The organism is Methylobacterium sp. 22177, assembly GCF_052045615.1.
Taxonomy (GTDB): Bacteria; Pseudomonadota; Alphaproteobacteria; order Rhizobiales; family Beijerinckiaceae; genus Methylobacterium; species Methylobacterium radiotolerans.
In genome coordinates, this window is sequence record NZ_JBQEPK010000049.1 from 15,551 (window position 1) to 35,480 (window position 19,930).

Below are 19,930 nucleotides of genomic sequence, written 5' to 3' on the forward strand. Positions count from 1 at the left end.
ATGCAGCGTTACGAGCTGACGGCGGGATCATCGGCGAAGTTCTGGGAGGCCGGAACCGAGGACAGCGTTCTCATCGTGAGATTCGGGCGGATCGGCACGCAGGGGCAGTCCAAGACCAAGCTCTTCCCGAGCGCGCAGGCGGCGCAGGCCGAGCGCGACCGGCTGGTGCGGGAGAAGACCGGCAAGGGCTATCGCCCGGCCGGCGACCCGGCGCCCGCCGGGCCGGACCCGGACTCCCGGGTCGGCAGCGCGGCGACGGCCCGGGCCGCCGGAACCCGGGTCGCCGATCCGGAGCCCGCCGAGGTCCCGCCCGCCCCCGCCGCCCGGGCGGAGGCGCGCCGCGCCCCGGACGCCGGCACGGCCCCGATCTTCTCCGGCACGCCCCTGCCCACGCGCAGCCGTCCCGGCGCGCCCCTCGACGCCGCGGCCGACTGGGCCGCCTTCGCGGCGCGGGTCCGCCCGCTGCTGGCGGCCGCCCCGGACGAGGCCCGCGCGCAGGCCGAGGCCCTCGCCGCGCGGCTCGACGGCGCGCCGCCGGCCCCCGACCGGGCCGAGGCCCGGCGCTGGCTGGAGCAGCTCGAGGCGGCCTGCCCGGCGCTGAATCAGCGCCTCTGGGGTGACAAGCCCGGACCGCACGGGCCGGCGGCCCGGGCGGCGTTCACGCATTTCGCCCGCTGGCTCGTGGCCCGCTCCGGCACCGGGACGCTCGTGGCCCTGTTCGACCGGCTGCGGCCCCGCCCCTCCGGCCGCTACGGCTCCCTGCCGGTCTCGCCCTGGGACCTGCCCACCGCCTGCGGGGTCCGGGCCGCCCTGACCGCTGCCCCCGAGGCGGAGTACGCGGAGGCCCTGGAGGCCGCCCTCCGGCTCGCCGCGGCGGAGCGGGAGCCGACCCTCGCCCGCTGGCTCGCGGCGGTCTTCGCGGACGACCGGCCCGGCGCCGACCACGCCCTCTGGGCCCGCGCGGTGCTGGCGCGCTGCGACCCGCCGGATCCCAAGGCCTACGGCACGTCCCACGCGGCCCTGCCGCTGATCGTCGACCTGCCGCCCGCGCTGGCGGCGCCCTGGTACGCCGCGCCGTATCACCGGGCGACGCTGGCGACCTGCGACGTGGCGGCCGACGAGGCCGCCGCGACCGCGATCGCCGCCGCCGAGGCGGCCGGCGAGGCGGCCACCCCGGCCCTCGTCTGGCTCCTGGAAGGGGCGGTCGGCCCCGAGCGCACGCTCATCGCCCGGGCGCTGCTGGAGACCCGTGCCGCCGACGCCCTCGACGCGCTCCTGCCCTTCGTCGGCACCAAGCTGGTCCGCGACGCCCTCGACGCCGCCGACGCGGCCTTCCCCGACTGGATGCTGCGGGCCTATCTGGGCGCACTCCACGGCAAGGGGGAGCCCGCCTACGGCCCCAGGGCCGTGACGCTCGCCGAGCGCCACGGGCACGAGACCGCCCGCGCCTGGGCGGCGGCCGAGGGCGGCCGGGGCGCGGGGCGCCTGGATCGGCTGCTCGCCGTCGGGAGCGCGCCGCAGGCGGCGCCGGAGGCCCTGCCGCCCGTGCTCCGGGACCCGCCGTGGCGGCGGCGCGGGGCCGCGCGCGCCCGGCCGGAACGGGCGGTGGCGCCGATCCCGACGCCCTTCGCGCACGGCTTCGACTCCGACGAGGCCCTCGACCGCAGCACCTTCTACTTCGAGGCCGGGACGCTGGTGGAGTCCATGACGGACCTCGCGGCGCGGATCCGCGCCACCGAGGCGGAGGCCCTCTACGACATGCCGATCCCGCCGCCGGCCGAGCCCGTCCCCGCCGCCGACGCGGAGCCCGGGGCGGCCCTGGCCTGGCTCGACCGCCGGCTCGACATCACCCGCGAGCAGTTCACCGGCTTCTTCTACTTCAACTACGGGCCCTGGTTCCGGATGGTCGGGTGGCAGCCCGAGCCCCTGGCGCTGATGCTGTGGGAGAAGACCGGGCCGCAGCGCGCCCAGTACGTGGCGTGGCGGCGCACCATCGCGGTGATGCTGTGCCGCTTCGGCGCGCGGGCCGTGCCCGGCCTCGTCCGCCTCGTCGCGGCGGATCCGGCGCAGCTCCTGCCGGAGGTCGAGCCCGTGGACGCCGCCGACCTCGCCCCGGTCGCCGCCCGGGCCTTCCACCGCACCCGCAAGCTCCGGCCGGCCGCGGCCGCGTGGCTGCGCGCCCATCCCCGCACCGCCGCGCTGCGGCTCCTGCCCGAGACCCTCGGGCCCGCCGGCCCGGACCGCGACGCCGCCGACGCGGCCCTGCGCTTCCTCGCCGCCGAGCCCGCAGGGCGCGCCGCCCTCGCCGCCGCCGTCGCGGCCTACGCGGAGCGGGATCCCGGCGTGCCCGGGGCGGTGGCCGCCGGCGTCGACAGCGACCCGCTGGAGCAGGTGCCGTCCAAGCCGCCGAAGCTCCCCGACTGGGTGGTTCCGGCCGCCCTGCCCCGCCCGATCCTGCGCAGCGGCGGCGCCCTGCCCGACGCCGCCGTCACCGCCCTGTGCGAGATGCTCGCCTTCTCGGACCCGCTCGCGCCCTACGCCGGCGTCGCGCAGGTCCGCGCCGCCTGCACGCCGGAGAGCCTCGACGCCTTCGCGGTCGCGCTGTTCCAGTCGTGGATCGCGGCCGGCGCCAAGGCGACGGGGGAGTGGGCCCTGCAGGCGCTCGCCCTGATCGGCGGCGACCACGCCGCCCGCGACCTCACCCGGCAGATCCGCGCCTGGGGGCAGGCGGGCCTGAAGCCCCGCGGCAAGGCCGGCATCGCCGTGCTCGCGGGGATCGGCACCGACGTGGCGCTGATGAACCTCAGCGCCATCGCCGAGAAGAGCCCGCTGCTGCAGCTGCGGGAGGCCGCCCGCGCCGCCATCGTCGAGGCCGCCGAGGCGCGCGGCCTCGACGAGGTCGACCTCGCCGACCGGCTCTCCCCCGATCTCGGCCTCGACGCCCGGGGCGGGCTCGACCTGTCCTTCGGGGCGCGCCGGTTCCGGGTCGGCTTCGACGAGACCCTGAAGCCCGTCCTGCGCGACGCCGAGGGCCGGCGACTCGCTGCCCTGCCCCGCCCGACCAAGGCGGACGATCCCGAGGCGGCGAAGGCAGCGTCCCGGCACTGGGCGGCCCTGCGCAAGGACGCGGAGGCCGCGGCCGGCCTGCAGGTCTCCCGGCTCGAGGCCATGCTGGCGTCCCAGCGCCGCGTCGCCCCCGGGGTGTTCTGGCCGTTCTTCGCCGCCCACCCGCTGATCCGCCACCTCGCCGGGCGCCTCGTCTGGGGCCTCTACCCGGACGGCGCGCCCGCGACGCCGCCGGGGCGCGTCTTCCGCCTCGCGGAGGATCTCTCGCCGACCGACGCCGCGGACGACGCCCTCGGCCTCGACGTCGCGGCGGCCGAGGGCGTGGTCGGCCTCGTCCATCCCCTGCACCTCGGCCCGGACGCCCTGGCGGCCTGGAGCGGCCTGTTCGCCGACTACGAGATCGCCCAGCCCTTCCCGCAGCTCGCCCGCGAGACCTTCGCGTTCACCGCGGCCGAGCGGGACGGCGCCGAGACCCTGCGCTTCGACGGGGTTCGGGTGGGCGGCCGCCGCCTGCGGGGTCTGCGGCCCCAGGGCTGGTCGACCGACACGGGGGGCGAGCACGTCCAGGCGGTGCAGCGCCCGGTCGCGCTGCCCGACGGCACCCGCCTCGTCGCGGTCCTGCGCTTCGAGGACGGGTTCTGGCACCGGCCCGGACCGGAGGGCGACGGGATCCAGACGCTGCGGACCCTGACCCTGTCCGAGACCGGCTGGCGCGCCGCGGCGACGCACCGGTTCGGCGACCTCGACCCGGTGACCGCGAGCGAGGTCCTGCGGACGCCGAGCCTGCTCGCCGCCGCCGGCGACGCGTGAGAGGGAGACAGCCCATGGAACGCTACGAGCTGGTCGAGGGCAGCGCGGCCAAGTTCTGGGAGGTCGGCGTCTCCGGCCCGACGCTCACCGTCCGCTTCGGGCGCCTCGGCACCCAGGGCCAGAGCAAGGACAAGACCTGCGCCGACGCGGCCGCGGCCGTGAAGGAGAAGGACAAGCTCGTCCGCGAGAAGACCGCCAAGGGTTACGTCCGCGCCGACGGGGCGGCCCCCGCGCCGGCCGCGACGCACGCCGCGGCGCCGACCGCCGCCGCCAGGAAGCCCGCCCCGGCGCAGGCGTCCGGGCCGGTCGGCGAGACGGTTGTCGAGCCAGCCGCGGAGCCGGCCGCCGCCCCGCCGCCCGCCGAGCCCCCGCCGGCGCCGGCCGCCCCGGCGGAACCCGTCCCGCCCGCCGCCCCGGCCGCGGTCTTCGCGGCGGAGCCGCTGCCGACCCGCCTGCGCCCCGGCACGCGCCCGGACGCGGCGGAGGCGTGGCGGCCGGTCGCGGCGCCGCTGGCGGCCGCGCTCGGCGACGCCGAGGCCGCGCGCCTCGCCGGAACGCCGCCGGACCGGGACGGCCTCGCCGCCTGGCTGGACGCGGTCGTGGACGCCGCGGAGGCGCGCCGACAGGGGAATCCATCCCGGGCCGCCACCGGCGACGCCGTCCTGCGGCGGGCGCTGGAGGCGGTCCTGCGCTACGCCGTGGCCGAGGGCGGGACGGAGGCCGTCGCCCGGCTGGCCGACCGCCGCCGTCCGACCCCGAAGACGCCGCGCGCCTACCAGCGCCTGTCCTGGGCCGAGCCGCTCCACCTCGCCCTGCGGGCCGCCCTCGTGCACGCGCCGGAGTCCGATTACGACGCCGCGGTGGCGTTCCTGAACGCGCGGATCGCCGAGGACCACGACTGGCCGGCGGCCTGCGCCTTCGCGTTCATCCTGGCCGACGACCGGGCCGCCCCGCACCCGCTCCAGCCCGTCGCGGTGATCGAGGCCGCCGCGTCGGCGGGGATCGACGTGACGGCCGACACGGTCTACCTGCCGCTCCTGGCCGACGCCCCGCCGGAAGCGGTCGCGGCCTGGCGCGCCAAGCGCAGCTACCACCTCTACTTCGTCTACTGCGCCCTCGACGCGGCCGAGGCGGCCGCGACCCTCCTGGCGGTGGCCCGCGCCGCCGGGCAGCCGGCCCTGCCGGCCCTCGACTGGCTGCTGCACTACGCCCTCGACGAGGAGCGCCGCACGGTCGCCCTGGCGATCCTGTCGACGGGCGAGGCCGGGGCGCTCCCGGCCCTCTTGCCCCATCTCCACGAGAAGCCCGTCGCGGCGGCCCTCGACGCGGCGCTGGCGGCTGACCCCGCCGCGATCCTGCCCCGCTGCCTCGCGGCCCTCGCGGGCGGCCGGTCCGAGCCCGCCCTGCGCGCCCGTGTGAACCGGGCGCTCGAGGCCCACGGGATCGACCGGGTCCGCGGCTGGCTGGCGGCGTCGGGCGGGCGCGGAGCCGGCATCCTCGATGCCCTGGCCGAGGCCCGCGCGGTGCCCCTCGCGGAGCCCGCCGCCTGGCCGCGGGTGCTGCGCGCGCCGCCCTGGCGGGCCAAGGCCCGGACCCGGGACGACCTCGTCCTCGCCCTCGCGCCGCTGTCGACGCCGTTCGCGCACGCGGTGCCGGAGGTCGCGCCGAGCTACTGGCGCGCGCGGAACGCCGTCACCCTCGACGGCCCGGAGGCTCTGCGGGCCTTCGTGGCGGCCGCGGAACTCGCCCACCCGACGCAGGGCTGGAGCCGGATCCCGCCCCCGCTCTCCGAGCCGCCGCGCGACGACCCGCCGGCCCTGATCGCCTGGGTCGCCGCCCGCGTCGCCCAGATCGACGGGGCCTGCCATTACTGGTCGAACTCGCCCTATCACCAGCTCGTCGGCAGCCTGGAGCGTCAGCCCGAGCCCCTGGCGCTCGCCCTGTGGGCGCAGCCCCGCGTCGTGACCGGATGCTTCCACGTCTCGCAATGGCCGGAGATCGTGGGGGCGATGCTGGCGCGGTTCGGCGCGGGGGCGGTGCCGGGCCTCGTCGGGCTGGTCGAGGCCGATCCGGTCGGGCTGCTGCCGGCGGTCGCGGCGGTGGACGATGCCCGCCTCGCCGCGCCCGCCGCCCGCGCCCTCACCAAGCTCAAGAAGGCCCGCGAGCCGGCCCTGGCGTGGCTCCGCCGCCACCGCGAGACCGCCCTCACCCGCCTGCTGCCCGACGCCGTCGGCCGGTCCGGGGCGCTGCGCGACGCCGCCGAGCACGCGCTGCGGGTCCTGTCGCAGGATCGGCCGGACGGCCGCGCCGCCGTCGCGGCCGTGGCGGCGCGCTACGCCGACCAGGCGCCGGAGGTGACCGAGGCGGTCGCGCAGGTGCTCGACCGCGATCCCCTCGCCCGCGTCCCCGCCAAGGTCGGCAGGCCGCCCGCCTGGATCGTGCCGTCCATGCTGACCCGGCCGCGGCTGCGGGACGGGACCGCCCTGCCGGACGCCGCGATCCTGACCCTCTGCGAGATGCTGTCCTTCACCAACCCGGACGCCGTCTACGCCGGCGTGCCGATGGTGCGCGAGGCCTGCACCGAGGCGAGTCTCGCGGCCTTCGCGTGGGACCTGTTCTCCGCCTGGATCGCCGCCGGGACGCCGTCCAAGGACGGCTGGGCCCTGCGCGCGCTGGGCTGGTTCGGTACCGACGCCACGGCCCGCGACCTGACCCGGCTGATCCGCCGCTGGCCCGGCGAGGCCGCCCATGCCCGCGCGGTCACCGGCCTCGACGTGCTGGTCGACATCGGCACCGACGTGGCGCTGATGAACCTCAACGGCATCGCCGAGAAGCTGAAGTTCAAGGGGCTCCAGGAGAAGGCCCGGCAGAAGATCGCCCAGCTCGCGGAGGCCCGCGGCCTCACTCCCGAGGAGCTGGCCGACCGGCTCGCCCCCGACCTCGACCTCGACGCCCGCGGCGGCCTCGACCTCGATTTCGGCCCCCGCGGGTTCCGGGTCGGGTTCGACGAGACCCTGAAGCCCTGGGTGCGCGACGCTGCCGGCCAGAGGCTCAAGGACCTGCCCAAGCCCGCCAAGGCCGACGAGCCCGCCAAGGCCGCGGCGGCGGTGGCCCGCTGGAGCGCCCTGAAGAAGGACGCGCGGGCCGTGGCGAGCCTGCAGGTGGCCCGCCTGGAGGCGATGCTCGCCGGCGCCCGCCGGGTCCAGCCGACGGTGTTCGGCCCCTGCTTCGCCGCCCACCCGCTCGTGCGCCACCTCGCCCAGCGCCTCGTCTGGGCCACCTTCGTGGATGCCGACCCGCGGACCGGCCCGGGCCTGACCTTCCGGGTGGCCGAGGACCTGACCTTCACGGATGCCGACGACGCGCCGCTCGACCTCGACCTGACCGGAGCGGCCCCCGGCCTGATCGGCCTTGCCCATCCCCTGCAGCTCGAAGCCGGGGCGCTGGCCGCCTGGGGGGCCCTGTTCGGCGATTACGAGATCGTCCAGCCCTTCCCGCAGCTCGCCCGCGAGACCTACGCCTTCACGGAGGCCGAGGCGGCCGCCGCCACGACCGACCGCTTCGCCGGGACCGTGGTGGAGGCCAACCGCCTGCGCGGGATGGCCGCAAGGGGCTGGCCCCTCGGGGCGCCCCAGGATGCCGGGGTGGTGTGGTGGATCGAGCGCGCCGTCACCTTCCCCGGGGACGCCGTCGGCCAGGCGTCGCTGACCTTCTCGGAGGGCCTGTTCACCGGCGCGGTGGAGTTCGAGGACCGGGAGCAGACCCTCGGCGAACTGACCCTCGGCTCGCCCTGGAGCAGCCGGACGGATCCGGGCCAGCGGACCTTCGGGGAGCTCGCGCCCGTGACGGCGAGCGAGCTCCTGCGCGGGCCGAGCCTCCTCGCCGGGACGCGGCTGCGGTGAGCCTCGACCCGGTCACGCGCTGGCGGCTCATCCTCGGCGAGGCGGCGGACTCGGCCTGCGCGGGGGCCGGCTGCGCCCTCTCGGGGGAGGCGGCCGCCATGGATCAGGCGCTCGACTGGCTCTACGGCCGCGACGCCGAGGGCGCGGCGCGGGGAGAGCGGCGCCAGGGCGGCCGCGAGGGCTCGAGGCTGACGGTGCCGGGCTGGATCAACGCGGTCCACACGCTCTTCCCCCGCGAGACGATCGAGCGGCTGGAGCGCGACGCGATCGAGCTCTACGCCATCGACGACGTGGTCACGAATCCCGAGGTGCTGGCCCGGGTCGAGCCGAACGAGACGCTGCTGAAGGCGGTCCTGCGCACCAAGCACCTGATGGCGCCCGACGTGCTGGTGATGGCCCGCAAGCTCGTCCAGGCGGTGGTGCGGCAGCTGATGGAGCGGCTGGCCCGGGACCTCGCGGTGGCGTTCTCGGGAGTGCTCGACCGGCGGCGGCACACGCGCCTGCCCGGCGCCCGCGACCTCGACCTGAACCGGACGATCCGCGACAACCTGCGCCACTACGATCCCGAGAGCCGGCGGATCACCGTCGAGCGGCTGCACTTCTTCGCCCGGAACCGGCGGCAGATGCGGCCGTGGCAGGTGATCCTGCTCGTCGACCAGAGCGGGTCGATGCTCGATTCGGTGATCCACGCCTCGGTGATGGCCGCCTGCCTGTGGAAGCTTCCCGGCATCCGCACACACCTCGTCGCCTTCGACACCGCGGTGGTGGACCTGACCCGCGACTGCGACGACGCCTGCGAGCTGCTCATGAAGGTGCAGCTCGGCGGCGGCACCGACATCGGCGGCGCCCTGCGCTACGCGGCCGGCCTGATCGCGGCGCCGGAGCGGGCGATCGTGGTGCTGGTCTCCGACTTCTACGAGGGCGCGAGCGAGGCCGCGCTGGTCGAGCAGGTGCGGGCGCTCTCCGGCCAGCGGACCCGCGTGCTCGGGCTCGCGGCCCTCGATTCGGAGGCGCGGCCGGCCTACGACCGGGCGATGGCGCAGCGGCTCGTGGCGGCCGGCGCCGAGATCGGCGCGATGACGCCCGGCGAGCTCGCCGGCTGGCTCGCCGCCGCGATCCGGGCCTGAGCGGCGCCGATGGCCCGCCCCGACCTCCGCGCCCTCACGGATGACGGCCTGATCCAGCTCGCCAATGCCGGGCTGGTGAAGCGCGCGCTGCGCGAGGTCGCCGCCGGCGCGGGGCCGGCCCTCGCGGAGGCCGGGGACGGCACCGTCGAGGCGCGCTTCGCCGACGGCACGGTCACGCGGCTCGGCCCCGGCCGGCCCCCCGACGCGGCCACCTGCACCTGCCCGGCGAGCGGGATGTGCCGGCACCGGGTCGCCCTCGTCGTCGCCTACCGGGCGGCCGTCGCGGACGGGCCGGTCGAGGGGGCCGCCGCGGGGCTCACAGAGGAGACTGCCGAGCGGACTGCCGTCCCGGCCGCGGCGGTGGTCGCCTGGGATCCCGGCACCCTCGACGGCGCCACCGTCGAGGCGGGGCTCGGCGGCGCGGCGGCGGCGGAGCTGCGGCGCCTCCTGGCGGGTGGGATCACGGTCGGGCTGGAGCGAGGCGCCGTGCCCGCCGCGCGGCTCCCGACCGCGACCGTGCGCTTCCTCGTGCCCGACGCCGTCGGCTACGCCCGCTGCGACTGCGCGGCCGGGGGCGGCTGCGCCCACGTCGCCCTGGCGATCCGCGCCTTCCGGGAGGCCGCGGGCGCCCCCGAGATCCGCCTGGGCGGCGCGGTGCCGGCCAGGACCGCCACGGCCGCGACGCCCGCGGAGGACGGACTCGCGGAGGCCGTCGACCGGGTGGTCGCCGGCCTGCTGGAGGCCGGGGTGGTCTCCGGGCCGGAGGCCCACGACGCCGCCCTCGTCCGGCTGCGGCGGGCGGCCGAGAGGCGGGGCGCCACGCAGGTTCTGCTGGCGGAGGCGGAACTCACCGATCAGCTCGCGGCCTATGCCGGGCGCCACGCCGCCTACGACGCGGCCGTCGTCCTGGCGCTCGCCGCGGAACTCCTCGGCCGCGTCCGGGGCGGGGCGGTCGCCCTCGGCCTCGGCCAGCCCTACGAGACCGCCATGGGCAAGACCCGCCTCGTCTCGCTGGGCGCGAGGTTCCTCGCCCGCGGGCGCGGCGCCGCCGCCCGGGTGGCCCTGGCCGACACCGACACCGGCGCGCTCCTGGCGCTGGAGCGCGCGTTCGCGCCGGGCGAGGCCGAGGCGGACGTCGTGGCCGGCCTGCCCGGGCGCCTCCTGAGCCCCGGCCTGTCCGTCGCGGGCACCGGCCAGGGCCAGATCCTGACCAGCGTCGCCCGGCGCCGGGCCGACGGGCTCCTCGCCCTCGGCCAGGGCGCGCGGGGCCGGACGGCGCTGCTGCCGCGGGACGCCCGCGTGCGGCTCCCGGCCCCCCTGGCGGCGCGGGACGTTTCGTCGGTCCTGCGCCGCCTCGCCGACCGGCCGCCCGCCTTCCTGCGCCCGCGCGACCGGCTGGAGGCCTTCCACGTCTTCGCCGTCGAGGCGGTCCTCGGACAGGCCTGGGCGCCGGGCGCCCAGACGTGGCAGGTCGCCGTCGAACTGCCGGAGGCGGGCGGCACGCTCCATCTCGCCCGCGCCTACGACCCCGCCGCGCCGCACGCGCTGGACGCCCTCGCGGGCGCCTGCTCGGGGCGCTGGGGACCGGTGCGGCAGGTCGCCGGCCCGGTGCGGATCGAGGACGGCGCCCTGGTCTGCGATCCCTGGTCGGTGTCGGCCGACCGGCTCGTCGTGCCCGACCTCGCCGCCCCGGACGGCGCCGGCCACCCGATCCCGCCGGCGCCGGACCTGGGGCCGGCCACGCTCCTCGACGAGGCGGCCGCGCTCCTGGCGAACGCCCTCCATGCCGGGCGGCGGGCCTTCGCGGCCAGCGCCCGCGCCGGCGGCGCCGACTTGGTCGCACGCCTCGCCGCGGCGGGCCATCCGGCCACCGCCGCGCGGCTCTCGGCCTTCCTCGCCGCCCCGGCCGCGGAGCCCGGCCCCTTCGCCCGGGCCGCCCTCTGGGTCGCCGCCATGCGCGACGATCCCGGGCCGGCGGAGGGCTGATCACGGAACCGTGTGGATGCGGTTGCCCCTGCGGCCCCGCTGGGGCAGGTTGCCGCGCCATCGGGCGCCGCGATTCGCCGGCCGGCCCGTCCCGGTCGTTTCGCGAGGAGCCCGGATGCGTGGACCCGTCGATCGTCGCGCGCGCGCGACGCAGCCCTGCCCGACCGCGCGGGCCGGCACGGTGGCATGAGGGTCGTCCGCGCGGCGCGCCTCCATCTGCGGGACGCCACCTCCGACAAGGTCTACGACGTCGATCTGATCGAGAACGAGGCCCTCGGGACGCCCGAGCGCTACTTCGTCAACACGCGCTACGGCCGGCGCGGCGCGACCCTGCGCGAGGGCTCCAAGACGCCCCAGCCCGTGACCGCCGAGGCGGCGGCCCGGGTGTTCGACAGCGTGGTGGTCTCCAAGATCAACGGCGGCTACCGCCGGGTCGACGGCCCGGAGACGTCCGCCTCCGAGCCGACCGCCGACGGGCGCGCGGGCGTGCTGCTGGCGCGGCTCTCCGCCTGCCTGCGCGGGAGCTGGACCGAGCGCGACCGCGACCGCCTGCTCTGGCGGATCGGCGAGTTGCGGCTGGCCGCGGCCGCTCCGGACCTGATCGCCCTGGCGCGGGCGCTCGGCCCGGCGCGGGCGAGCTACGCCCTGGTCTGGGCGCTCGCCCGGGCGGCGGGCGCCGAGGCCGGTCCGGTGCTCGCGGCGATCGCCGCCGACGCGCCCGGAAGCGTGATCCGCGACCTTGCCCTTTTCGCCCTGGCCGCCCCGCTCACCGGGGCCTGCCGGCCGCCGGAGGCCGAGCCGGACCTGCCCGGCATGGTCGCCCGGCCGGCCGAGGCGGGCGACGTCGACGGCCTGTGCGGGGCGCTGGACGGCCTCGCCCGGCACGATCCGGGCCGGGTCGGGCCGGCCCTCGTGGCGCTCGGCCGGCGGGCGCAGGCGGCGCCCGGCCTGCACGCGACGCTCTGCGCGGCCCTCCTCCGCCTGCCGGCGCGGCCGCCCTACCTGATCGGCCTGCGGCGCCTGTTCAAGCACGCCGAGATGGCCGACGACGCCGCCCTGTTCGGCGCCGCCGCCCAGCGCTTCGAGACCGCGCAGGCGATGTACCGGGCCGGCCGGAGCCACGCCTACGTCCCCGACCTCCGGCGCTACGTCGCGGTGGACGCGGCGCGCCAGGGCCCGGAGGCGCGGCTCGGCCTGTCCACCGCCACCCGCGCCTACATGAAGCGGCGGATCTGGCGCGCCCTGCGCAAGCGCGGCGCCGTCGGGGACCCGGCCTTCGCCCCGTTGGCGGCGGGCTTCCTGCTGGCCCTCGGGCCGGAGGATCTCGACCCCCCGGCGCGCTGGACCGCCTGGGGGCGGCAGCCGGACGGGACCTGGGGCCGGCAGGCGCGGGCGCGGGGGCCGCTCGCCCGCAACTGGACCGCGAGCCAGCTCCTGTACCGCCACGCCCCGGAGGCCCGGCCGCGGGCGGGATCGCTGACCTTCCTGGAGACCGGCGCCGTCGATCCCGACCGGCGCGACGAGGCCTTCCCGGACCTCTGGAGCGCCCGCCCGGACCTGGCGCTCCGCCTCGCCGCGGAGGGGCGGATCGAGCCGGTGGCGCGGCTGGGCCTGCGGGTGCTGCGCGCGGATCCGGCAGCCTGCGCGGCCCTGACGGCCGCCGCGATCGGGCGCCTCCTGGCGGCGGCGCACGACGCCGTGCGGACCTTCGCCTTCCAGACCGCCCAGGCGCGCCTCGCCGCCGGGATCGCCGACCCCGCCGACCTCGCCGCCCTGGTGGCGGCGCTGCTCACGAGCCCGGATCCGGAGGCGCGGGCGCTGGCCCTGCGGCGCCTCGAGGCGGGGGCGCCGGCCGTCTGGTCGGATCCCGACCTCGCCGCCGCGCTGCTCACGAGCCCCGAGCCGGATGTCCGGGCGGCCCTCCCCGGCCTCGCCCGGGCGCGGGCGCTGTCCCCCGGGCTCGCGGCGCCGCTGGTCGCCCGGCTGGTGGCGTGGCTGCGGGCCATGCCGCCGGAGCCCGGCGCGGCCGCGACGTCCGCGATCCGGGGCCTGCGCGCCGCCCTGCCCCTCCTGTGGCCGGACCGCGACCTGCCGGTCGCGTCCGAGGACGCCGCGGCCCTGATCGCCCACCCGGCGGCCGCGGTGAGATCCGCCGGCCTCGCGCTCCTGGCGCAGTCCGAGGCCGGGGCCGCCGGCCTGCCGCCGGAGAGCTGGGACGCGCTGATCGGCGCGGAATCCGAGGACATCCGGGTCGCCGCCCTGGTCCTGCTGGCGCGCCTCGACGACGCGCGGCTCGGGCCCTGCGCGGACCGGATCGTCGCCTTCGCCAGCGGGCCCGGCAGCGCCGTCCGGCAGGCCGCCCGGCCCCTGGTGGCGCGCCTCGCGGCGGCGGATCCGGGTCTCGCCCCACGTCTCGCCCGGGAGCTGATCGGCAGCCTGTTCCGCGCGGCGCCCGACGACGCCTACGCGGCCGACGTGGTGGCGCTGCTGCGCGAGGCCCTGCCGGGGGAGTGCGCCGCCCTCGACGACGGCACCCTGTGGCGCCTGCTGCAGGCGCGGGCCGACGGCGCCCGCCGCCTCGGCGCCGCCCTCCTGCCCGACCGGCGCGCCGAGGCCCTCAGCGTCCGCCAGATCGCCCGGCTCGGCGGCCACCCCTACCGGGCGGTGCGGGACTGGGCGATGGCGGCCTTCGCGGCCGATCCGGCCCGGTTCCAGGCCGCGGCGGCCGAGGCCGTGCTCCTCGTCGAGAGCGACTGGCCCGACACCCTCGCCTTCGCCCGCGGCCTGTTCGCGTCCTGGCCGGAGGCCGCCTGGACGCCGGAGGCGCTCGCCGTCGTCACCGACAGCGTCAAGCCCGAGGTCCTGGCCTTCGCCCGCCATCTCCTGCGCGGCCGGCTCCGGCCCGAGGACGCGGAGGCGCAGGTCCTGCGCCTCCTGGAGCACCCCGCCCCGTCGATGCACCTCCTGCTCACCGAACTCCTGACCGAGCAGGTCGTGGCGAGCGAGGCGGCCTTCGCCCGGCTGATCCCCCTCGCCCGGATCGTGATGCTGCAGGTGCTGCGGGGCCGGGTCGCCAAGGACCGGATGGCCGCCTTCCTTCGGGCCGAGGCCCTGCGCAGCCGCGCCCGCGCCGAGGCGCTGCTGCCGCTCTTCGCCGACCTCACCCTGAGCGGCACGGCCCGGGACCGCAGCGCCGCGATCCTGACCCTGCGCGACGTCGCCGACGCGCATCCCGATCTCGCCGTGCCCCTCGTCCGGTGCCCGCCGGAGCCGCGGGGACCCGTCTCCGTCTCGGAAGGGGCTCGATGAACTTCGTCCATCGCTACCTCGGCGAGAGCCGGGCCGTCTCGGACGCGGACGCGACCCGGCTCGGCTTCGTCCCCGACACCTTGCGCGAGCCGACCTACTTCGCCGGGACCGTGGCGCGGCACCTGCCGTTCCGGGAGGCGATCTCGGCCCTGCACCACGTCGTCGTGTCGGACCTGCGCTTCGCGCCGAAGGACCGCACCGCCTACTTCGCGTGGCTCCAGGCCCACGAGCAGGAGCTCCTGGCCGAGGCCCTCGCCGAGAAGGACAGCCTGCGCGCCGCGATCGAGGCGCTGCGCGCCGAGAGCCGGGACATCGCGGCCCGCTCCGACGCCGTGATGCGGCCGTTCTACGACGCGCGGAAGCGGTACTTCGACCACCTCTACCGGGAGAACCTCGACGCCTGGATCGTGCTCGACCCGGTCATCACGGTCCATCCGGACGAGATCTTCTTCGAGGCGTTCAGCCTCGACGAATCGAGCTACGGGCGCCTGTCCTGCGACCACGACACGTTCGCGCGGATCGGCGACATGGCCTGCGGCACGACCAACATCGACTACAGCCACGCCCTCTACGACGAGTTCCAGAAGATCCGCAGCTACCGCGACACGGAGCTGGCGATCGACCCGACCGGCTTCGCGGTCCAGACCTCCGGCGAGGCCGCCTACCGCGAGGACAAGATCGAGCTGCCGGATTCCTGGATGCGGGGCTTCCTGCAGGTGTCGAGCGCCATGGCGCAGCCCGCCCACGTGGTGGATCTGCACCCGGTCGACATGCACGCGATCCTGACCCGCCTCGCCGCGCGCCGGGAGCGCCACGGCCCGCGCTCTCTCCGGTTCCTGCTCGAGCCCGACCGGCCGGTCAGCGTGCTGATCGAGCCCTGGAACGAGCGGCTGACTTTCCGGCGCTCGATCTACCGCGGGGGCGAGGCCTCGGAGATCCGCCTGTGGGGGCGGCGGCGCCTCGCGATCCTGGCCCGGACCCTGCCGCTCGCCCGGTCGGTGCGGCTGCACCTCCTCGGCACCGGGCTTCCGAGCTTCGCGGTCGTGGATTTCGGGGGCCTGCGCTTCACCCTCGGCCTGTCGGGCTGGACCGCCAACGACTGGTCCCGGGCCGGGCAGTTCGACCTGCTCGCGCCCCGGGCGGAGGTCGACGCCGGCACCGCCGCCCGGGTCTTCGCGGCGCTCCGGCGCCACCACGCCGCCGGGACCGGGCCGCTCGCCGCCGAGACCGGCCTCGACCGGGCGACCGTGGAGGCGGCCCTCGGCGGCTACGTGCAGGCCGGCCGCGCCATGTTCGACCTCGACAAGCGGGTCTACCGCCTGCGGGAGCTGACCCGGGAGCCGCTGGCGCCGGGCGCCCTGCGCTTCGCCTCCGAGCAGGAGGCCAAGGCCGACCGGTTCCTGGCGGCCGGGCTGGTCACCCTCGGGCCCGTCGAGCCGGCGGGCGACAGGCGGCGCCTGAGCGGGACCGTGCTGGACGACGGCCGGAGCCTGACGCCCGCGGTGGAGCTCGATCTCGACGACCGCATGGTCGGCGGCACCTGCCAGTGCGGCTTCTACACCCACAACCGGCTGACCCGCGGCCCCTGCGAGCACATGCTGGCCGTGCGGCGCTTCTTCCACGCCCAGGTCGAGGGCATGCCCGCGCGGTGGCAGGCGTGAGGCGGGCCCGATTGATGCGGCCGCGCGCCTGGCCTATCCTGACCGCGACGAGGGGCGCCGGCCGGGGCGGACCTTGCATTTCGGGCGGCGATTCGCCGTCCCTGCACCCTGCCCGGCAAAGCGTCACTGGCCCGCTCTTCACTGGGCCGGCACTGACCACCGGTGCGCGTTCGCGGTTTGGGTTCGCTGAACCCAAACGCGCACCGGTGGTCGTGCCGGCGTCGAGTGGACCGGGCCAGTCCCGAGACTTGACGAAGGCATCCCGGCCGACGTCCCCCGTCACGCCTCCTGCCCGCGCCGGAGGTTGCCGATGAGCCAGCAGCCCGGCAGCCTGACCCGCCAGCAGCTCTACGACCGGATCCGCGAGAGCTCGAAGGACGAGGTCATCCTCGAGGAGATGATCCGGCTCGGCTTCTGGCCGGACGGGGAAGCGCAGCCCAACCCGCCGGACGACCTGATCCGCCGCCGCGGCGAGATCGCCCGCGCCCTCGCCGACCTCCACCGGCGGGAGGCGGCGTGGCGCGACCCCGAGGCCGCCCTCAAGGAGATGCATCGCCGCCGCAAGACGGCGGCGCTGGAGCGGCGGCGCGAGACGAGGCTGCGCAACGCCCGCGACCGCCACGCCCGGGCGCAGGCGTGGCACGCGCGCCGGGAGGCCGAGATCCTCCATCTCGGGGACGGCGTCTCGGCCGGACTCTCGGCCGGGCTCGCGCACGCGGCTCCGGACGCGGGCACGCCCGCGCGCGGGCCCGCCCCCGGGCTCCCGCCCCTGGCGAGCCCGAAGGCGCTGGCCGAGGCCATGGGGATCGGCCTCGGCGAGCTGCGCTTCCTCGCCTACGACCGGGCGCTCAGCACGGTGAGCCATTACCGGCGCTTCACCATCCCCAAGAAGGCGGGCGGGCTGCGCCGCATCTCGGCGCCGATGCCGCGCCTGAAGCGGGCGCAGTACTGGATCCTCGACGCGCTCCTCGCCCACGCCCCCGTGCACCCGGCGGCCCACGGCTTCGTGCCGGGCCGCTCGATCGTCACCAACGCCGCCGCCCATGTCGGGCGGGACGTCGTGGTCAATCTCGACCTCAAGGACTTCTTCCCGAGCCTCGACTATCGGCGGATCAAGGGGAAGTTCCGGGGCCTGGGCTACGCCGAGCCGGTGGCGACCGTGCTGGCGCTGCTGTGCACCGAGCCGGACGTGGACGCGGTCGAGATCGACGGCGCCCGCCTCTACGCCGCCCGGGGGCCCCGCCGGCTGCCGCAGGGCGCGCCGACGAGCCCCGCGCTCACCAACCTCGTCTGCACCCGGCTCGACGCCCGGCTCTCCGGGCTCGCCGGCAGCCTCGGCTTCACCTACACGCGCTACGCCGACGACCTGACCTTCTCGGCCTCGGGCGAGGCCGCCGGGAAGGTCGGCGCGCTGCTCAAGTACGTCCACGCCATCGTCGCCGGGGAGGGCTTCACCGTCCATCCGGACAAGACCCGGGTGATGCGCCGCGGCCGGCACCAGGAGGTGACCGGGCTGACCGTCAACGAGCGGGTCGGCGTGCCCCGCGAGACCCTGCGCCGCTTCCGCGCCCTCCTGCACGGGCTCGAGCGGCACGGACCGGTCGGGCGCCGCTGGGGCGCGGCCGGCGAGGCGGGCGTGCTCCGCGCCGCCGTCGGCTTCGCGCAGTTCGTCCGGATGGTCACGCCGGAGACCGGCGCGCCGCTGCTGGCGCGGGCCCGCGCCCTCGCGGACCGCCACGCGGACCGCCCCTCGGCCCGTCCGGGGGCCCGGCCGCTGCCGGATTTCCGCGCCCGGTCCGCCCGGGGCGAGGTGCCGCTCGCCCGCTGGTGGGCGCCCGCCCCCCGCCCCGCGCCCGAGCCGGACCCGATCCTGGCCGAGGCCGAGGCGGCCGCCGCGCGGGAGGCGGAGGAGGCCGCGGCCAGGGCTGCGGCCCGCGCGGCCGCGCCGGTGCCGGGCCGCAGCGGCGTCCCGGTCTCCGGGCGCCCGCGTCTCGGCGCGCCGGAACCGACCGCCCGCGCGGAGGTCGCCCCGGACACGGGCGCGGAGCCCGACGACGCCCCGATGAAGCCCTGGAAGGTCATCCTGGGGATCTTCGTCCTGTTCCAGGCCGCCGCCCTGCTGCACCCGGCGCTCGGGCTGCTCGTCCTCGCGGTCGCCCTGCTGCTCGGTCTCCGACGCCTGCTGCGCCGCTGGCGACGGCGCCGATGAGGCTCGCCCGGCGCCTCCCGGCCGGGCACCTCCGGACCAGCCTCGCCGCGCTCTTCGCCCTGGCCCCGGTCCTCTCGCTCGGACCGGGGGCGTCCCGGGCCGACGAGGCGCCCGCCGCACCCGTCTTCAACAAGGCCGAGGCCGCGGAGATCTCGGCGCCGCTGCGGCAGGACCCGGCCCTGCTGCGCAGCTTCGGCACCTGCCCGGCCGACACCTTCGCGCGGGAGCGCCCGTTCTGGCGGTGGGCGTTCGCGCCCCGCCGGCCCACCGAGCGCCGCTGCGCGCGCGAGCCCGCTTCCTGCTACGCGCTCTGCACCTGGTGGTCGAACGCGCCAGCCTGCTTCGACCTCGCCCTCGCCCTGGAGCACCACTCCCTCGACGTCGCCGACATCCTCGACAAGGAGCGGCTCTACGCCCTCGCCTGCGCGGGCGGGTTCCCGGCGGGCTGCACCAACCGGGCGGCCGGGATCCGGAACGGCGGCTACGCGGAGGGTCCTGTCCGCGACGCGCCGCGCGCCGACACGGAGGCCTGCCTCGCCCGGAGCTTCCGCCTCGATTGCGACCGGCGCGGCGCCTGGGGCTGCGCCATGCTCGGCCAGGCCTATCGCCTCGGCGAGGGCGTCGCCGCCGAGGCGTCCCGGGCCCGGGCGGCGTTCGACATGGCCTGCGCGATCAACCCGGACTTCGCGGCCTGTACCTTCGCCAAGCGGCAGCTGGCTGAGATGGGCGCTCTGTGAGCGCCGGCGACGCCGGACCGGATTCCGACGCCCTGCGGGCCCTCTACGGGCGGGTCGACCCGGAGCCCGAGGGGTCGCCGGCCCCGGGCCACGCGCGCGCCTCCCTGTGCGTGGACGTGGGCGACGGGGACGACGTCGCCGCCGCCGAGCGCTGGATGCTGGCCCATGCCGGCCGGCTCACCAGCGTGCGCAGCACCGGCTGCGGCTGCTGCGTGATCGGCTGGGACATCGAGGGACCGGCGGCGCTCATCGCCACCCTTCCGGCGTCGCTCGGGGCAACCTCCGACTGGGCCGGCCCGGCCGCGGCCCCGCGGCGCGCGGCGATAGCGCGGGGCCGGCGCCTCTGGGCGCGCTGGTGGGAACGCTGGGTCTGCCGCGGCTGAGACGCGACCGACACGCGGTCGAGACGGGGAGCCTAGCGCGGTTCCGCGACGACCTCGGCGCGGTCCAGCACCGGCGGCGCCGGCCTCCGCTCCGGGATCAGCCGGTCCGGCGCCGCCCCGCGCTCGAGGGTGGCGATCGCCAGGGGCGCGCCGCGGCCGCGCAGGGCGTGCGTCCCCAGCGCGCGGGCGCGGACGCCGTCGGGCAGCCGGTCCAGCCGGTCGAGGAGATCCTGCGAGATCAGGATGCCGACGCCGAGGGGGCGGCACAGGGCCTCGATGCGCGACGTCACGTTCACGGCGTCGCCGAAATACGCGATCTTGTGGCGGTCGACCCCGACCTCGGCCGTGACCACCGAGCCGCCGTGCAGGGCCGCCCGCAGCCGCGGCACCGTGCCGAACCGGGCTTGCCAGGCCGCGGCGTCCGCCTCGATCCGGTCGAGCACCTCGAACACGCAGGTCACGCAGCGCGCGTCCTTCAGGCCGCGCTTCATCGGCCACGTGATCATCGCGAGGTCGCCGATGAAGTCGTCCGTGGAGCCGGCGTTGCGCCGCACCGGCTCGGCCAAGGTCGCGAACACCGCGCTGAGATAGGCCTGGGCGCGCAGGTCGCCGTGGGTCTCCGCGAAGGCCGTGGAGCCGACGACGTCGAGGAACAGGAAGATCCGCTCCTCCTGCACCGGCTTGTGGTAGCGGCCGATCATGAAGTTCACGAACACCTCGCCGCCGATCAGGTCGCGCAT

10 protein-coding genes are annotated in these 19,930 nt (G+C 77.7%); 9 read left to right on the forward strand and 1 reads right to left on the reverse strand.

Annotation, left to right across the window (positions count from 1 at the left end):
* The 9 genes from ACTJK8_RS27700 to ACTJK8_RS27740 all read left to right on the forward strand — a co-directional run bounded on the left by ACTJK8_RS27700 (position 1) and on the right by ACTJK8_RS27740 (position 19,190).
* A complete protein-coding gene (locus ACTJK8_RS27700; protein WP_440762851.1) occupies positions 1 to 3,876 on the forward strand; it encodes a DUF4132 domain-containing protein in 3,876 nt (1,291 codons plus the stop codon).
* Between the two features lie 14 nt (positions 3,877 to 3,890).
* Positions 3,891 to 7,778, forward strand: a complete 3,888-nt coding sequence (locus ACTJK8_RS27705; protein ID WP_440762852.1) for a DUF4132 domain-containing protein — start codon at positions 3,891 to 3,893, stop codon at positions 7,776 to 7,778.
* Positions 7,775 to 8,905 (forward strand): VWA domain-containing protein, encoded by a 1,131-nt coding sequence (locus ACTJK8_RS27710; RefSeq protein ID WP_012318377.1) that lies wholly within the window; start codon positions 7,775 to 7,777, stop codon positions 8,903 to 8,905. Before ACTJK8_RS27705 ends, ACTJK8_RS27710 begins: the two co-directional genes overlap by 4 nt.
* Positions 8,906 to 8,914: 9 nt before the next feature.
* Entirely contained in the window at positions 8,915 to 10,891 is a 1,977-nt protein-coding gene (locus tag ACTJK8_RS27715; RefSeq protein WP_440762853.1) for a hypothetical protein, read from the forward strand.
* A 186-nt stretch (positions 10,892 to 11,077) separates the two neighbouring features.
* Complete coding sequence (locus ACTJK8_RS27720; protein WP_440762854.1) at positions 11,078 to 14,200, forward strand: hypothetical protein; 3,123 nt, start codon at positions 11,078 to 11,080, stop codon at positions 14,198 to 14,200.
* Complete coding sequence (locus tag ACTJK8_RS27725) at positions 14,197 to 15,861, forward strand: SWIM zinc finger family protein (protein ID WP_440762855.1); 1,665 nt, start codon at positions 14,197 to 14,199, stop codon at positions 15,859 to 15,861. The genes ACTJK8_RS27720 and ACTJK8_RS27725 overlap by 4 nt, the downstream gene beginning before the upstream one ends.
* A gap of 310 nt (positions 15,862 to 16,171) precedes the next feature.
* Positions 16,172 to 18,070 carry a reverse transcriptase family protein gene (locus ACTJK8_RS27730; RefSeq protein ID WP_012318373.1) on the forward strand — a complete coding sequence of 633 codons (1,899 nt, stop codon included), beginning with the start codon at positions 16,172 to 16,174 and terminating at the stop codon, positions 18,068 to 18,070.
* The gene (locus tag ACTJK8_RS27735; RefSeq protein WP_012318372.1) at positions 18,067 to 18,807 is read left to right on the forward strand and encodes a hypothetical protein; all 741 of its coding nucleotides are present in this window, start codon (positions 18,067 to 18,069) and stop codon (positions 18,805 to 18,807) included. The genes ACTJK8_RS27730 and ACTJK8_RS27735 overlap by 4 nt, the downstream gene beginning before the upstream one ends.
* Positions 18,804 to 19,190 (forward strand): hypothetical protein, encoded by a 387-nt coding sequence (locus ACTJK8_RS27740; RefSeq protein ID WP_012318371.1) that lies wholly within the window; start codon positions 18,804 to 18,806, stop codon positions 19,188 to 19,190. The genes ACTJK8_RS27735 and ACTJK8_RS27740 overlap by 4 nt, the downstream gene beginning before the upstream one ends.
* Positions 19,191 to 19,222: 32 nt before the next feature.
* Here the strand turns inward: ACTJK8_RS27740 and ACTJK8_RS27745 are convergent.
* Positions 19,223 to 19,930: adenylate/guanylate cyclase domain-containing protein (locus ACTJK8_RS27745; RefSeq protein WP_440762856.1), on the reverse strand; the 708-nt coding region annotated here is incomplete at its 5' end.